Here is a 14328-nt window from a genome sequence, read left to right on the forward strand (position 1 = left end):
TGATAGCTGATATAATCTTTTTGTGACATCGAAATTTTTTATTTTAATCAAAGAGGTTTTATTTAAATGGCTATTATAAAAGCAGAAGATTTGATCAATAGTGTTGCAGACGCATTGCAATATATTTCTTATTACCATCCGAAAGATTTTGTTGACGCTATGTATGAGGCTTATCAACGTGAGGAGTCTAAACCAGCTAAAGATGCTATGGCTCAAATACTTATAAATTCGAGAATGTCAGCTATTGGTAAGCGTCCTATCTGTCAGGATACGGGGATGGTCTGTGCTTTTGTTAAAGTTGGTATGGATGCTAAGCTTGATAAAACGGATAGAACTATTACGGAGCTTGTAAACGAAGGTGTACGTCGTGGTTATGCTGATGAACATAATCCTCTTAGAGCATCTATGGTTTTTCCGCCACACGGCGCTAGAAAAAACACCAAAGATAATACTCCAGCAATTGTCCATATTGATATGGTGCATGGAGATAAAATTGAAATTGATATTGCTGCAAAAGGTGGCGGATCTGAGTTTAAATCTAAATTTAAGGTTTTAAATCCTAGTGATAGCATTATTGATTGGGTGGAAGAGATGCTACCAACTATGGGAGCAGGTTGGTGTCCTCCAGGTATAATCGGTATAGGTATTGGTGGTACTGCAGAAAAAGCAATGCTTCTTGCAAAAGAGTCTCTTGGTGAAGAAATAAACATGCAAGATATAATAAAAAATGGTCCGCAAAATGAAACCGAGCAGCTAAGATTAGATATTTATAATCGAGTAAATGCACTAGGTATAGGAGCTCAAGGATTAGGTGGTTTAACTACGGTGCTTGACGTTAAGATAAAAGAATACCCAACACATGCTGCTTGTAAACCTGTAGCTCTTATTCCAAACTGCGCTGCTACTCGCCATGTGCATTTTGTTTTAGATGGCTCAGGAGCTGTGGATTTACCAGCACCTAAGCTTGAAGATTGGCCTGTGATAGAGCAAGCTCAAAACCTCGACGTTAAGAGAATAAATTTGGATACTGTAACTAAAGAGCAAATTGAAGATTTAAGATCAGGTGATAATGTGCTTTTAAGTGGTAAAATTCTGACAGGGCGTGATGCTGCTCATAAGCGTTTGCAAGACATGTATGAAGCTGGCCAAGAATTTCCAGTAAGCCTAAAAGATAAGTTTATTTACTATGTGGGACCTGTTGATCCTGTTGGTGATGAGGTTGTAGGCCCAGCTGGTCCAACAACAGCTACACGTATGGACAAATTTACTCCATTTATGTTAGAAAAAGCTGGTATTATGGGAATGATTGGTAAATCTGAGCGTGGTCAGGCAACTATTGATTCTATCAAAGAAAATAAAGCAATTTATTTTATGGGAGTAGGTGGAGCGGCTTATCTAATTTCAAAATCTATCAAAAAAGCGAAAGTTGTGGCTTTTGAAGATCTTGGGATGGAAGCAATTTATGAGTTTGAAGTAGAAGATATGCCAGTTACAGTTGCTGTTGATTCATTAGGAGTATCTGCACACCAGCAGGGGCCTAAAATTTGGAAAGCTAAGATCGCAGAGATTAAAAGTACTAAGTCAAACCCATAAATTTTGCTTTTTATTGCTAATTTCAAAAGTTTTTTGACCTTCTTAGTTGTTAGAATAAAAGTAACTTATGTATGAATACAATTACCATCAATCCACAGAAAATGATGTTGATTAAGGATTAGTTATAAGATAAAAATTTACAGTTGGTTGAGATAGTTAGAAGATGAAAGACAAGATTTTTGAATTTATAAAAAAAGTCCAGGCAATATCACATACTGGGGTAACTTACTCAAAATGTCCCTATGCTTTGGATAATTACCATGAGCTTTTAGACTTAAGTACAAAAATGCTCCATGAGTATATTAACTCTGATGTACAACCGTATAATATTTATCGAGATATATATTATCCAACGCCTCAACCGGGAGTACGTGTTGTTATTTTTGAAAATAATAAACTCTTAATGGCACAAGATGTTGATACTCCAGATGAATGGACAATACCAGGGGGCTGGTGTGATATAGATTTATCTCCAGTTGAAACTTGTATAAAAGAAGTTAAAGAAGAGACTGGATTTGATATAAAAGTAACGAAATTTTTGGCTTTGATAGACCGCAATAAGCATATTCAAAGTGAAATCTATAACGTTTATAGTATAGTGTTTCTAGCGGAAATAATAGGTGGAGAGAATAATCCTAATTTTGAAGTTAATGAAGTTAAGTTTTTTGATATGGATAATCTGCCTAAGCTATCTAATAAAGTTACTAAAAAAGAGTTAGATATTATTCTACAGGCATATAAATCGGGTGAAATATTTTTTGAGTAGGAGGAGGAATATGATAAAAGTTTTTGGAATTAATAATTGTACAAGTGTAAGAAATGCGCTTAAGTTTTTTGAGGAAAAGGGTAAAAAAGTTGAATATGTAAATTTAAGAAAAGAGAAGCCTACTTGGCGAGAAATGCAACAAATTAAAAAGTTAGGCAATTTTGAAACTATTGATTTATTTAACTCAAATGGCAAACTTTTTGCAGAAATGAATCTAAAAGAAAAATTTGTCAAGCTATCAGAAGAAGAAGCATTTAAGCTTTTAGTAACAGATGCTCTATTGTTTAAAAGGCCACTAGTAATTGATGGTAACTATGCTAGAACAGGGTGGAATAAAAAAGAGTATGAAGAGATGTGGGGTTAGATAATCAATAGTAAAAAACTCAGCTCTAGACTTTTACAAATTATTTAGACTTAGCTAGGCGTTATGAGCATATTTTTCATATATGGTATTTAGTTTTTTCTCAAGGTCGGGCTCTTTAGCGACATCTATTTGATAATTAATATGTCCTGGGGAAAATTCTTCATTGTAAGGAGAATTATCTTCATTTTCATACATAGTATTATTATAGTAGCTATCTACTATTTGGCTACTACTAGGAGGTTCTTGAAACTCTTGGTATGGATCAAAACCTTCATTAATCAGAAAGCTACAATTTGAAGATTTTGGCATTTTGATATACAGTTTCAGGTCAGGCCCATCTTTCATAATGACGAATTTAGCTAAAAAAATTCATAGCATGTAAAAACATTATCAAGCAGAATATAGCAATAATATTTGCTGTAATATTTAATTCTTTTTTATTGCAAAATAGAGAGACTAAAAACCAAACTAAAATCCCACCAGCAATACCTGTAGAGATTGATGAAGATAAAGTCATTAGTAAAATTGTGAAAAAAGCAGGGGTTGCTTGAACGAAATCATTCCAGTCAACCTTGACTACTTGTTGCATCATCATTATTCCTATTAAAACTAATGCGGGAGAAACTACTTCTAACGGTATAGAAGTTATTACAGGTGATAAAAATAGAAATGGCAAAAATATTATTCCAGCAAATATTGCTGTTAATCCTGTGCGTCCACCTTGGGCTATACCTACACCTGACTCTACAACGACGGTAGAAGGACTGCTGCCAATAAATCCTGCTGCTGTTGCACTAGCAGCATCAACAAGGAAAGTTTTCTTTAATTCTTTATCTTTGTGGTCATGTTCTTTATTCATACTGCTATACAAACTAGATATGGTCCCAGTGCCATCAAATAGACTTAAAAAGCAAAAAGTAAAGATGGTAGGTAAAATTGCAAACTTAAGACCGTTAACAAGATCAATTTGCCCAAGTAATGAAAAGTCTGGTAGAGCTACAAGTTGGTTTGGTAGAGTAATTATTTTTTCAGAAGAAAAATATTCTAAAGGTAGAGCTAATATATAGCCAAATATTATAACGATAACTATTGGAGCTGGTATTTTCTTTATGAATAAAACTATTAAAGCTACTAAACAAACCAGAAATAATCCAGTATGAATATTTAAATCAGCTAAGGCAAGCATACCAGAATTACTGGTTATAAAGCCACTATTGATAAGCCCGATATATGCTATAAATAGTCCTATACCAGCACCTAATGATTGTTTTATGGATTTTGGTAAACTAAGCATTATTTTCGTTCTGATATTAAGAATCACAAGTAAGCTAAAAATGATTCCAGACCAAAAAGTTGCACCTAAAACACTTTGCCATGGTAAGTGATATATCTTTACAGCTGTAAAAGCAAAAAAAATGTTCATTCCCATGCCAGGAGCTATTACAAATGGATTGCGTGTAAATAGCCCCATAGAGATACTTGCAATAACAGATATTAAAACCGTGCTGGTAACCAAAGCATTAGTTGGCATACCAGTAGTAGCAAGTATTTTAGGATTAACAACTATAATGTAAGATATAGCTAGAAAAGTGGCTAACCCAGCTAAAAATTCTTTTTTAATCGAGGTGTTATTTTCTTTGAGTTTAAAAAAGGTTTCCATAAGTTTACTCAAAATAATAAATTTTTTTAAAATTACATTTTAGATTGTAATTGAGGAGAAATCTATTTTAAAATGCTAGAAAGTTTGATTAGGCAAATAGGTTGATACAATCATTTAAAAATAAATATCCTTTATCTGTTGGCTTAACATGGTTATTAGAAGATTCTAATAAACCTTTATTAACCCCAAGCTGTAATATATTTTCAATATCGTTCTTATTTAAAAAAGTTTGTTGTTCAAAGGTTTTAAGACCAAAACCATTTTTTAACCTTAGTGCATTTAACATAAATTCATATATTAAATCATCTTTTGAAATTACGTCTTGTCCTTTTATAAAACTGTCAGCTTGTGTGTATATTTTGGGATGTTTATGTTTCCAAATACGTTTAATTTGTTTTGTTTGAAGGTTTGTAATCTTACTATGTGACCCAGCACCTATACCGATGTAGTCACCAAATTCCCAGTAGTTAGTATTATGTACAGAATTTAAATCATTTCTTGCATAAGCTGAAACTTCATATTGTCTAAAGCCTGCTTCTTCTAGTAATTGTTTACCTAATATTTCTATTTTTTCTAAAGTTGTTTCGTCTGGAAGTATAGGAGGTTTTGCTGCAAATAGTGTATTTGGTTCTATAGTTAACTGATACCAAGAAATATGCGTAGGTTGCATGGCTATAGCTTGAGATATATCAAATATACCATCTTCTATACTTTGGTCGGGTAAGCCATGCATTATATCAATGTTAAAGTTAGTAATTTTAGATTGGTGGATTTCCTCTATAGTGGAGTACACATTTGTGCAATTGTGGATTCTACCTAGAGTTTTGAGTTTGTCATCTTGGAAGCTTTGCACACCTAAAGATATTCTATTTATCCCTATCTCTTGGTAACTTTGTATAGAGCCTCTTTCAACAGTTCCAGGATTCATTTCAAGAGTTATTTCACAGTTTTGACTTAGTTTTGAGTGTGATTTAATATGCTCTAAAACTTTGCTTAGATATTTTGGCTTAAATAAAGAAGGTGTACCACCTCCAATAAATATACTAATAATCTCTCTATCTTGAATATCGTTTATATGGTACTCAAAATCAGCTATGAGTTTTTTATAGTAGTTTTCAGATAGGTAAAGGTCATCTTTAATAGCATGTGAATTAAAGTCACAGTAAGGACATTTACGCACGCACCAAGGAAAATGAATATATATGCTAATTTGACTATTTATGTTAGACATAAGAGGGGCTTTATCCTTCTAGGTTTAGGCTTTAAAGATTAAAAATTTACTTACAATAAAAGTATAGATTGCAACAAGCAGCATAGTTATAAATAAAGCAATTAGATATTGAATATGAAGTATATGTAAGAATATATAATATATTCCTTCATTTAAAGCTAGACCTATTAGAGCATTTATAAAAAATTGTGAAGCAGCTTTTTTATGAGATTGTGTTGTAGTAGAAAAAGTGAGGTATCTATGACCAAAATAACTCACATTAAAAGCTATTAAATAAGCAAAAAAGTTAGCAATAAGTGGTTTAGTAATATTTAAATGTACAATTATAAAAACCAGTATAAAGTTTACTAAAGAAGCTAAAGCACCTATTATTAAAAAATAAAAAGCCTGTTTTTTTATCATTGGTTGTAGCGTTTTTGAGTTGTTATTTATATTATACCGGTAAATAGGGATTATTTATAAGGTAAAATTGTGGAGATACTTAAGTATCAATTAGGGATTGTAGATAGACTTCCTTCATCAGCATTATTTATGATGTTTGATCTAAATGCTGGTAGTGAGGTTGAGTTTGGTTTGAAAATTCTGCAAAAATTTGTTGATGGTCAATCTATAGTTGCAGGTTTTGGTAATGAGCTTCTAGTTAAGTTTGATCTACCTAAAGATTTAGACTTTCAAAAAGCTACGTTTGATAGTGATAAAATGTCAGACCACAGTGGACATGATTTGGTGTTGTGGTTAAGGGTAGATGATAGAGGAGAATTATTTCACCATGCGATAGCCGTTAGAAAAGCACTTAAGGATTTTTTTAAGCTAAAAAAAGTAGTATCAAGTTATACATATCGCGGTAAGTATGATCTTTCAGGGTTTGAGGATGGCATAGAAAATCCTAAAGGTGGTGAGGTTGTGCCTGCTGCAATAGTGACAGATGGTAAATTAGAAGGCTCAAGCTTTTGGGTCTTGCAACAATGGTTACATGATTTTGATTGGTTAGTTAGTGTAAGTCAATCTGAAAAGGAAGAATGTGTAGGAAGGTCTTTAGATGATTCACATCAATTTGAAAATTTAAAAGACTTTGCTCATGTCAAAAGATCAGCAAAAGAAAACTTTTCCCCAGAAGCTCAAATCCTTAGAAAATCTATGCCATGGTCGGATGATCACTTAAATGGCGGATTTATGTTTTCAGGTTTTGCTCTATCATTTAGATCTTTTAACCTACAAATGTGGAATATGCTTGGCGGTGATGATGGTGTACTAGACGGGGTGTTTAAGTTTTCTAAAATTATTGAAACTAATTATCTTTGGTGCCCGCCATTTAAGAAAGGTAGGTTAGATTTATCTTTACTAAAGAAGTAGAGTTGATTTTAAAAGTATAACTTTGGCAACTATGTTTTAGTTATATTATAACAGTCACATATTGGTTCGTATTTTTTTAAAGCTTGACGACTATATCTTTATTATATTTATAGTAACCACCTTTTTTAAAATATATGAATACTCCAACTAGTCCGATTACGCCACAAACTAATCCGACTATTGATGGTCCTAAAAAGTGATATTTGGTCGTAGCAATAATAGTAGTGCTTACTAAAGGCGCTATACCCCCAACTATTGCAAAAGCTAGGTTGTAACTAATCCCAACTCCAGAAAGCCTTACATCTGTTGGGAAAAGATCACATAATAAAAATATAAATGTAGCTGCGACTAAAGTATAGCATAGCATGATAGCTACCGAAGCTAAAATTATAGAAAAGGTTGTACCAAAGTAACTCATTAAATAAAATACTGGTAAAGCACAAATAACTATAAGACTAGCACCTACTGTAAACATTTTAGCAATGCCTAATTTATCTGACAAAAATCCAAAACAGAAAGTAAAGCAAGTAAGTGTTAAAACACTAGGTATCAAAATCAAAGATATCTGTCCAGAATTATAACTAGGTAAGATGTCTTCAACAAATTTATGCATATATAATGTTAGCATTACACCACCAAACGCTACTGTAATAACTACACAAATCCCAGCAAACAGATTTGCTCTATAAGTAGATATTAAAGATCCAAAAGAATGTCTTTTTTGATTATCGATGTTTTCAAACGCTGGAGTTTCATGTAGATTTCTACGCACATAATATCCTATAAAACCTAATAAGCCACCAATTATAAATCCTGCTCTCCATCCATAATTTCCAAAAACATACTCCAAGGCAAATCCAACAAAATCAGAAAACAGAAAGCCACCAGTTACAAACGTAAACAATATTGCAGTAGCAAAGCCTATTTTGCCTTTGACAGATTCATAAACTATTACATATGCCCCAGGTAATTCACCACCTAAAGCGATCCCTTGCATTATACGTAAAGCTACAAAAGCAAAGCTTGCAAACAGCCCCCACTGTGCATACCCTGGCATTAAGCCCATACATAATGAGCAACTACCCATAAGTAGTATTGTAAATAATAAAAGTCTTCTACGTCCAATTAAATCACCAACTATACCAAGGATAGTTCCGGCAAAAGGTCTTACTAAATAAGCTATTGAAAATATTAAAATAGTTAAAAAAGATTTAATTGTTGGATTATGAATTTGTGCAAAAAAAGTTGCTGATATTTCTTTAGAGAAAATCATGTATAGCACAAAGTCAAAAAACTCTAATATTGCTCCAATCCCTGCTAGTAAAATAACATTTCTACTGTCTTTATCGTACATTTTTTACTCTGCTTAAAATGATATTTTTAAAATATGATACAAGGTTTTAGCTTGGTTTAGAAGCAATACACGTTGATGATTTGAGTAATTACAACCAATCAATAGATGTCACATGGTATAAGTCTTATTTATGCCCAAGGTTTATATATAATTAAGTTACTAAAAGCTTTAAAAGGTAAGAAATAATTTATTTAAGCAATAGGCTTTCAAGTATTTGATAAATCAGATATCAATAAAATCTTATTTATATACAAACCTTTATTAACAGGTTAAAATATATTCGTATTTTACAAAAATTAATTAGTATCTACGGAGGTTAAAAGGCATGTCTGATATTAAAAATATCACTAAGCTACAAATAGAGGATAAAGGCAAAAAATATTCGCTATATAGCTTAAAGAAACTTGGTCAAGAGTTAGGCAAAGATATTTCTCGTCTTCCTTACTCAATCAGGGTGTTACTTGAAAACCAGTTAAGAAATATAGATGGTTATAAAGTAAAAGAATATGACCTGCATAAGGTTTTAGATTGGGCTGCAAAAGCAGAGTCTAGGCCAGAGATTCCTCATATGCCAGCTAGAGTGGTTATGCAAGATTTCACAGGTGTACCAGCAGTAGTTGATTTAGCTGCGATGAGAAAGGCTATCAAAGATGCAGGTGGTGATGCTGATAAAATTAACCCTCTTGTAGATACAGCAATGGTTATTGATCATTCAGTACAAGTAGATTTTTATGGTACAAAAACAGCTTTAGCTCAAAACGTAGCTAAAGAGTTTGAAAGAAATGGTGAAAGATACAGCTTACTTAAGTGGGCACAAACAGCGTTTAATGATTTTGTTGTAATACCACCAGGAATGGGTATTATTCACCAAGTTAACCTAGAGTATCTTGCAAAAGGAGCTTTAGTTAAAAATATTGATGGTGAAGCTGTAATCTACCCTGATACGTTAGTTGGTACAGACTCACATACTACTATGATCAATGGTGTTGGTGTAGTAGGTTGGGGAGTTGGTGGTATTGAGGCTGAAGCTGTTATGCTTGGTCAACCATACTATATGGTACTACCAGATGTGGTAGGGGTTAAGCTTATTGGCAAACTAAAAACTGGTGTTACCGCTACTGATTTGGTACTTAAGGTTACCGAAGTGCTTAGAAAACATGGTGTAGTAGGTAAGTTTGTAGAATATTACGGTCAAGGTTTAGAAAGTTTATCTTTACCAGATAGAGCTACAATTGCAAATATGGCTCCTGAGTATGGTGCTACTATAGGTTTCTTCCCAGTTGATGAAGTAACTTTAGACTTCTTTAACAATACTAACCGTAGTGAGCTTGTTGATGCTGCTCGTCAAATGTACAAAGAGCAACTTTTGTTTAGAGAAAATTCAGCTGAAGAGCCTGAGTATTCTAGTATAGTCGAGATAAATTTATCAGATGTGGAGTCTAATCTAGCAGGTCCTAAGAGACCTCAAGATAGAGTGGCTTTCCATGATATGAAAAAAGCTTTTAGAGAAGCTTTAGTACATAAACAAGGTTTACATGGTTTTGGGCTAACTGAAGAAAAATTACAAAAAGCAACTGAAGTAAAAGGTTTAGGTGAAACTATAACTCATGGTTCACTTGCTATAGCTGCTATTACTTCTTGTACTAATACTTCTAATCCATCACTACTTTTAGGTGCGGGTTTACTGGCTAAAAAAGCAAATGAAAAAGGTCTAAAAGTTAAACCATTTGTAAAAACATCGTTAGCTCCTGGGTCCCAAGTTGTTACTCAATATCTTGAGAAAGCAGGTTTATTACCAGAGCTTGAAAACTTAGGCTTTAATCTAGTTGGTTATGGTTGTACAACTTGTATTGGTAACTCAGGACCATTAGATGAGCCTGTTGTTAATGCTATAAATGAAGCTGATTTAGTTGTAGCTTCTGTAAGTTCAGGTAACCGTAATTTTGAGGGCCGTATAAACCCGCATGTGAAAGCCAACTATTTAGCATCACCTATACATGTGGTTGCATACGCTTTAGCAGGTACAGTAGACTTTGACCCAGTAGAAGACCCTATTGGTCAAGATGCTGATGGTAACGATGTATTTTTAGCTGATATTTGGCCAACTACAGAAGAGATTGCATCTATACAAGCAGATGTGGTTAACTCTGATATGTTTAAAAAAGCATATGCAACGGTACTTGATGGCACAAAAGATTGGCAAGAACTTCAGGTACCTACAGGTAAACTATATGAGTTTGATAAATCATCCACTTATATCCAATGCCCTAACTTCTTTGAGAAATTTGCTGAAGGTAATGACGATTTAGATATTAAAGGTGCTAGAACTCTTCTAATGTTAGGTGATTCTGTAACTACAGACCATATATCACCAGCAGGTAATATTCCAGAAGAATACCCAGCAGGTCAATACCTGAAATCACATGGAGTGGACAAAAAAGATTTTAACTCCTATGGCTCACGTCGTGGTAATCATGAAGTTATGATGAGAGGTACTTTTGCAAATATCCGTATCCGTAACTTATTGCTAGACGGTGTAGAAGGCGGTTTTACTAAGTATCACTTAGATGGTTCTCAACAGTATGTGTTTGATGCCGCAATGAAATACAAACAAAAAGGTATACCATTAGTAATATTAGCTGGGAAAGAGTATGGTACTGGTTCGTCTCGTGACTGGGCTGCTAAAGGTACATTCCTATTAGGGGTAAAAGCAGTTATAGCAGAAAGCTACGAGAGAATTCATCGCTCAAATCTGGTTGGTATGGGTGTTTTACCACTTGAATATGTAGATGGTCAAAATGCTAAAACTTTAGGTTTAGATGGTACGGAGATGTTTAATATTAAAAAATTAAATGATATTAAGCCACGTCAAAGAGTTGTAGTAGAAGCTGTACATCCAAGTACTGCGCATACAACAACATTTGAGGCTTTAGCTAGACTAGATGCTGATGTTGATGTCGATTATCTAAAAAATGGTGGTATTTTGCAGACAGTACTTAAAGATATGATGGATAAAACTCCAGTAAGTTCTGATAGCTCTTGTGATACAGAATCAGGTTGTATCTTTGCAAAAATGGCTAATTTTTTTAAAAAATTATTTAGGTAGAAAATTTCTGCCTTTCTCTAAACTCTATATATAATTGTAATAACTTCCAAAAAAGAATTTGCATTTTTTAGCTATGAATAAAAAAGAAAATTTTGCTTTTAAGCTTATGCAATGGGAGTTATGGTCACAACATTCTTTACTAATAAATAAGGAATTTGAAAAAGAATTTGAAAAACAGAAAATTTTTATATATTCTGCACAATGTCATATTATATATGACTATTACTGTGTTGAATATATGAATGCACCTATTAGTCCTACAAGAAAACCAAAAAGTAATAATTTTATGAGTAAAACCACTCCTGAAGATTTTATGGAAAAAAAGTTAATTGAGCAATATGAAACAGCTATTCGACTTTTTGATATCAGAAATATAACAACTGTTGAAGATTCGTTTACTTACCCTTTAGAAATCCCTTATGATTTTGAAACCTTATATCCTAAGGTTCGAGCAGCAATTCTTCATGATGTTGATAATATGATTTCAATTCACTCAAAATGCTTACTTGCAGCTAAATGTTTATATGAGGCTATTTATATAGGTACAGAAGAAACTATAGAGCTCTTTCGCAAAGATATTCTAAGTGTCTCTGGACCAATTGAAGAAACGGTTGGTAAGAACACTAAGGAGTGCGAAGAATTTTTAATAGGTATGTCACAAATGTTAGAAAGATTAATTTCTTTAAAAGAGCAGTAGAGAAAGTAATAAAACGTCCCGGTATTTAGAGTTTTGAAAACTTAGTTTTCGTGATATAACCTGGCAGCTGTGTACTTGTGGTTTCATGAGATTATTGTTTCTCTATTTTTTTTATTCTTTAATAATGGTAAAGTTTACATACTATAACTAATTCTATAAATATAAATAAACATGATAAAAAAACTCCTTACTCTCTGTGTGCAAAAGAAAGCTTCAGATTTACATTTATCATCTGGTTGTAAGGCCAAATACAGAGTAGATGGTGACTTGATAGATATAGAGTCATCACCTACCCTTAATGACAAAATGATCTCTCAAATGCTGTTGGAAATAATGACAGATGACCAAAAAGATGAGTTAATAAATACTTACGAATGCGATTTTTCGATAGATGATAAAGAAAATGATGCTAGATTTAGGGTAAATGCATTTTTTCACAATCGTGGTTATGGAACTGTGTTACGCCGTTTAGAAAATACTATCCCAACACTTGATCAGTTTGGTGCTCCAAAGGTACTCAAAGAAGTTCAAGCAAAAAGAGGAGGTTTAATTTTAGTAACAGGTCCCACTGGTTCTGGTAAAAGTAGTACATTAGCGGCATTAGTCAATGAGATAAATCACAATGAAGATGCTCATATTCTGACTATTGAAGATCCAGTAGAATTTGTACATGTTAGCCAAAGAGCATTGATAAACCAACGTGAAGTCAAAAGAGATACAAAAAGCTTTAATGCTGCTTTAAAATCAGCGCTTAGAGAGGATCCAGATTGTATACTTGTTGGTGAAATGCGTGATTTAGAAACTATCCGTTTAGCTTTAGAAGCAGCTGAAACAGGGCATTTAGTCTTAGGTACTTTACATACAATGTCTGCAATAAAAACAGTAGATAGGGTTATATCAGTATTCCCACCAGCTGAGCAAGAACTTGTTAGAAATATGTTAGCGGAATCTTTACAATTAGTTATTTCTCAAAGGTTGCTTAAACGAAAAGGTGGGGGGCGTGTCGCAGCTTATGAAGTGCTAGTGTCTAATTCTGGTATTAGAAATATGATCAAAGAAAACAAGCTTCCCCAGATCTATACCGCTTTGCAGACTGGTACATCTAAGGGTATGTCTACTATGGAGCAGAGTATTGAGAATCTTCTTAAGGCTGGAGCAATTACACCAGAAGAAGCAGCTAAATATATAATTGTGAGGTAGACTAAATAAAAGATATTGTTTAAAGTGCTAGGTCAAATTAATAGTCAAGTTTTTCTTTGGTTTTACCCCTAAATACGTAATAAGCGTAGCTAGTATATAAAAGTAACAAAGGAATCATGATAGTTGCAGGTATTAAAGTGAATAACAGAGTAGTATTGTTAGCTTGCGATTCTATATAAGTTATTTTATAAGGTATTATGAAAGGAAAGATAAGAGTAAGCATACTCGCATAAGTAAATACAAATATCGCAACTGTAATCCAATAAGGCAGAGCATGATATTTGCTATTGAAATTTTTAAATAGAAAAATAAAACCAATAATCGTTAGTATAAAAAAAGTTATTAAAATAGGGGTTTTATAAATATTATTCAAAGGTAGTAGAGTATAAAAAGGGGTTGTTACTCCTATTAGTAACATTAAAATAATTAGACAAAAAGCTAGCCTTTTTGCTAGAAATTTTGCTTTTGCTAATAGTTCATCTTCTGTTTTTAAAATTAATCGTGTAGCACCTAAAAGCATATAGCCTACCATTAGTGTTAAACCTGTAATGATCCCAAAGCTTATACCACTGGTGATAGTATTTTTTGGATAACCTACAATAAGATCTCCTACTATATAACCTTGTAGAAATGCAGCAGCTAAAGATGAAATAAAAAATAAATAATCCCAATTCTTGATTCCTGCAGCTGAAGATTTCAGTCTAAATTCAAAACAAATACCTCTGAAAAGCAACATTACCACTAGAAGAGTTGCGGGTAAATATATTTTTGGAAAGATATATGCAAAAGCAGAAGGGAACATGCCATAGAAGCAAGCTAAAGAAAAAACTAGCCAAGTTTGGTTGCCATCCCAAGTTGGCAGTAATACACTTGTAGCGATATCTCTTTGCTTTTGTGATAAAAAAGGAAAAAGAGCTGCCATACCTAATGCAAAACCATCTAAGACCACGTATAACAATAATCCAAAAGCGATTATAAATAACCAAATTAATCCTAAATCCATG

The 14328-nt window shown here is 33.1% G+C and carries 13 protein-coding genes; 7 read left to right on the forward strand and 6 right to left on the reverse strand.

Features of this window, described 5'->3' with window-relative positions:
* The first annotated feature begins 66 nt into the window (after nucleotides 1-66).
* From E3E15_RS01005 to E3E15_RS01015, 3 genes are all read left to right on the forward strand, one after another.
* Nucleotides 67-1593, forward strand: a complete 1527-nt coding sequence (locus E3E15_RS01005; RefSeq protein ID WP_172106260.1) for a fumarate hydratase — start codon at nucleotides 67-69, stop codon at nucleotides 1591-1593.
* A 163-nt stretch (nucleotides 1594-1756) separates the two neighbouring features.
* Nucleotides 1757-2359 (forward strand): NUDIX hydrolase N-terminal domain-containing protein, encoded by a 603-nt coding sequence (locus E3E15_RS01010; RefSeq protein ID WP_035720928.1) that lies wholly within the window; start codon nucleotides 1757-1759, stop codon nucleotides 2357-2359.
* 10 nt (nucleotides 2360-2369) lie between these two features.
* Nucleotides 2370-2723 carry an arsenate reductase family protein gene (locus tag E3E15_RS01015; RefSeq protein ID WP_035720929.1) on the forward strand — a complete coding sequence of 118 codons (354 nt, stop codon included), beginning with the start codon at nucleotides 2370-2372 and terminating at the stop codon, nucleotides 2721-2723.
* Nucleotides 2724-2777: 54 nt separating this feature from the next.
* On the opposite strand, the gene E3E15_RS01020 is transcribed toward E3E15_RS01015, so the two are convergent.
* The 4 genes from E3E15_RS01020 to E3E15_RS01035 all read right to left on the reverse strand — a co-directional run bounded on the left by E3E15_RS01020 (nucleotide 2778) and on the right by E3E15_RS01035 (nucleotide 6016).
* A complete protein-coding gene (locus tag E3E15_RS01020) occupies nucleotides 2778-3068 on the reverse strand; it encodes a hypothetical protein (RefSeq protein WP_172106261.1) in 291 nt (96 codons plus the stop codon).
* A gap of 10 nt (nucleotides 3069-3078) precedes the next feature.
* A complete protein-coding gene (locus E3E15_RS01025) occupies nucleotides 3079-4398 on the reverse strand; it encodes an NCS2 family permease (RefSeq protein WP_155960895.1) in 1320 nt (439 codons plus the stop codon).
* Nucleotides 4399-4471: 73 nt separating this feature from the next.
* Nucleotides 4472-5614 (reverse strand): radical SAM family heme chaperone HemW, encoded by a 1143-nt coding sequence (gene hemW / locus E3E15_RS01030; RefSeq protein ID WP_172106262.1) that lies wholly within the window; start codon nucleotides 5612-5614, stop codon nucleotides 4472-4474.
* 24 nt (nucleotides 5615-5638) lie between these two features.
* Nucleotides 5639-6016: a GtrA family protein gene (locus E3E15_RS01035; RefSeq protein ID WP_172106263.1), complete on the reverse strand. Its 378-nt coding sequence runs from the start codon at nucleotides 6014-6016 to the stop codon at nucleotides 5639-5641.
* Between the two features lie 69 nt (nucleotides 6017-6085).
* Here E3E15_RS01035 and E3E15_RS01040 point away from each other — a divergent pair, with 69 nt between their 5' ends.
* The gene (locus E3E15_RS01040; protein WP_172106264.1) at nucleotides 6086-6967 is read left to right on the forward strand and encodes a Dyp-type peroxidase; all 882 of its coding nucleotides are present in this window, start codon (nucleotides 6086-6088) and stop codon (nucleotides 6965-6967) included.
* A gap of 76 nt (nucleotides 6968-7043) precedes the next feature.
* Here the strand turns inward: E3E15_RS01040 and E3E15_RS01045 are convergent, their stop codons facing one another.
* Nucleotides 7044-8321 (reverse strand): MFS transporter, encoded by a 1278-nt coding sequence (locus E3E15_RS01045; RefSeq protein WP_172106265.1) that lies wholly within the window; start codon nucleotides 8319-8321, stop codon nucleotides 7044-7046.
* A 325-nt stretch (nucleotides 8322-8646) separates the two neighbouring features.
* On the opposite strand from E3E15_RS01045, the gene acnA reads away from it, so the two are divergent.
* The 3 genes from acnA (at nucleotide 8647) to E3E15_RS01060 (ending at nucleotide 13324) form a co-directional block, all read left to right on the forward strand.
* A complete protein-coding gene (acnA, locus tag E3E15_RS01050; protein ID WP_172106266.1) occupies nucleotides 8647-11427 on the forward strand; it encodes an aconitate hydratase AcnA in 2781 nt (926 codons plus the stop codon).
* Between the two features lie 73 nt (nucleotides 11428-11500).
* Complete coding sequence (locus E3E15_RS01055) at nucleotides 11501-12124, forward strand: hypothetical protein (protein ID WP_172106267.1); 624 nt, start codon at nucleotides 11501-11503, stop codon at nucleotides 12122-12124.
* Between the two features lie 171 nt (nucleotides 12125-12295).
* Nucleotides 12296-13324 (forward strand): type IV pilus twitching motility protein PilT, encoded by a 1029-nt coding sequence (locus tag E3E15_RS01060; protein ID WP_172106268.1) that lies wholly within the window; start codon nucleotides 12296-12298, stop codon nucleotides 13322-13324.
* Nucleotides 13325-13361: 37 nt separating this feature from the next.
* On the opposite strand, the gene E3E15_RS01065 is transcribed toward E3E15_RS01060, so the two are convergent.
* On the reverse strand, nucleotides 13362-14327 hold the full coding sequence (locus E3E15_RS01065) for a cytochrome d ubiquinol oxidase subunit II (RefSeq protein ID WP_172106269.1): 966 nt from the start codon (nucleotides 14325-14327) through the stop codon (nucleotides 13362-13364).
* Between the last annotated feature and the right edge of the window lies 1 nt (nucleotide 14328).

It is taken from the genome of Allofrancisella frigidaquae, assembly GCF_012222825.1.
In the GTDB taxonomy this organism is placed as follows: Bacteria; Pseudomonadota; Gammaproteobacteria; order Francisellales; family Francisellaceae; genus Francisella; species Francisella frigidaquae.

Excerpts from the sequence above, each read along its gene's own strand:
- E3E15_RS01005 (WP_172106260.1), top strand. The coding sequence starts at position 67 with ATGGCTATTATAAAAGCAGAAGATTTGATCAATAGTGTTGCAGACGCA.
- E3E15_RS01010 (WP_035720928.1), top strand. The coding sequence starts at position 1,757 with ATGAAAGACAAGATTTTTGAATTTATAAAAAAAGTCCAGGCAATATCA.
- E3E15_RS01015 (WP_035720929.1), top strand. The coding sequence starts at position 2,370 with ATGATAAAAGTTTTTGGAATTAATAATTGTACAAGTGTAAGAAATGCG.
- E3E15_RS01020 (WP_172106261.1), bottom strand. The coding sequence starts at position 3,068 with ATGAAAGATGGGCCTGACCTGAAACTGTATATCAAAATGCCAAAATCT.
- hemW (WP_172106262.1), bottom strand. The coding sequence starts at position 5,614 with ATGTCTAACATAAATAGTCAAATTAGCATATATATTCATTTTCCTTGG.
- E3E15_RS01035 (WP_172106263.1), bottom strand. The coding sequence starts at position 6,016 with ATGATAAAAAAACAGGCTTTTTATTTTTTAATAATAGGTGCTTTAGCT.
- E3E15_RS01045 (WP_172106265.1), bottom strand. The coding sequence starts at position 8,321 with ATGTACGATAAAGACAGTAGAAATGTTATTTTACTAGCAGGGATTGGA.
- acnA (WP_172106266.1), top strand. The coding sequence starts at position 8,647 with ATGTCTGATATTAAAAATATCACTAAGCTACAAATAGAGGATAAAGGC.
- E3E15_RS01055 (WP_172106267.1), top strand. The coding sequence starts at position 11,501 with ATGAATAAAAAAGAAAATTTTGCTTTTAAGCTTATGCAATGGGAGTTA.
- E3E15_RS01060 (WP_172106268.1), top strand. The coding sequence starts at position 12,296 with ATGATAAAAAAACTCCTTACTCTCTGTGTGCAAAAGAAAGCTTCAGAT.
- E3E15_RS01065 (WP_172106269.1), bottom strand. The coding sequence starts at position 14,327 with ATGGATTTAGGATTAATTTGGTTATTTATAATCGCTTTTGGATTATTG.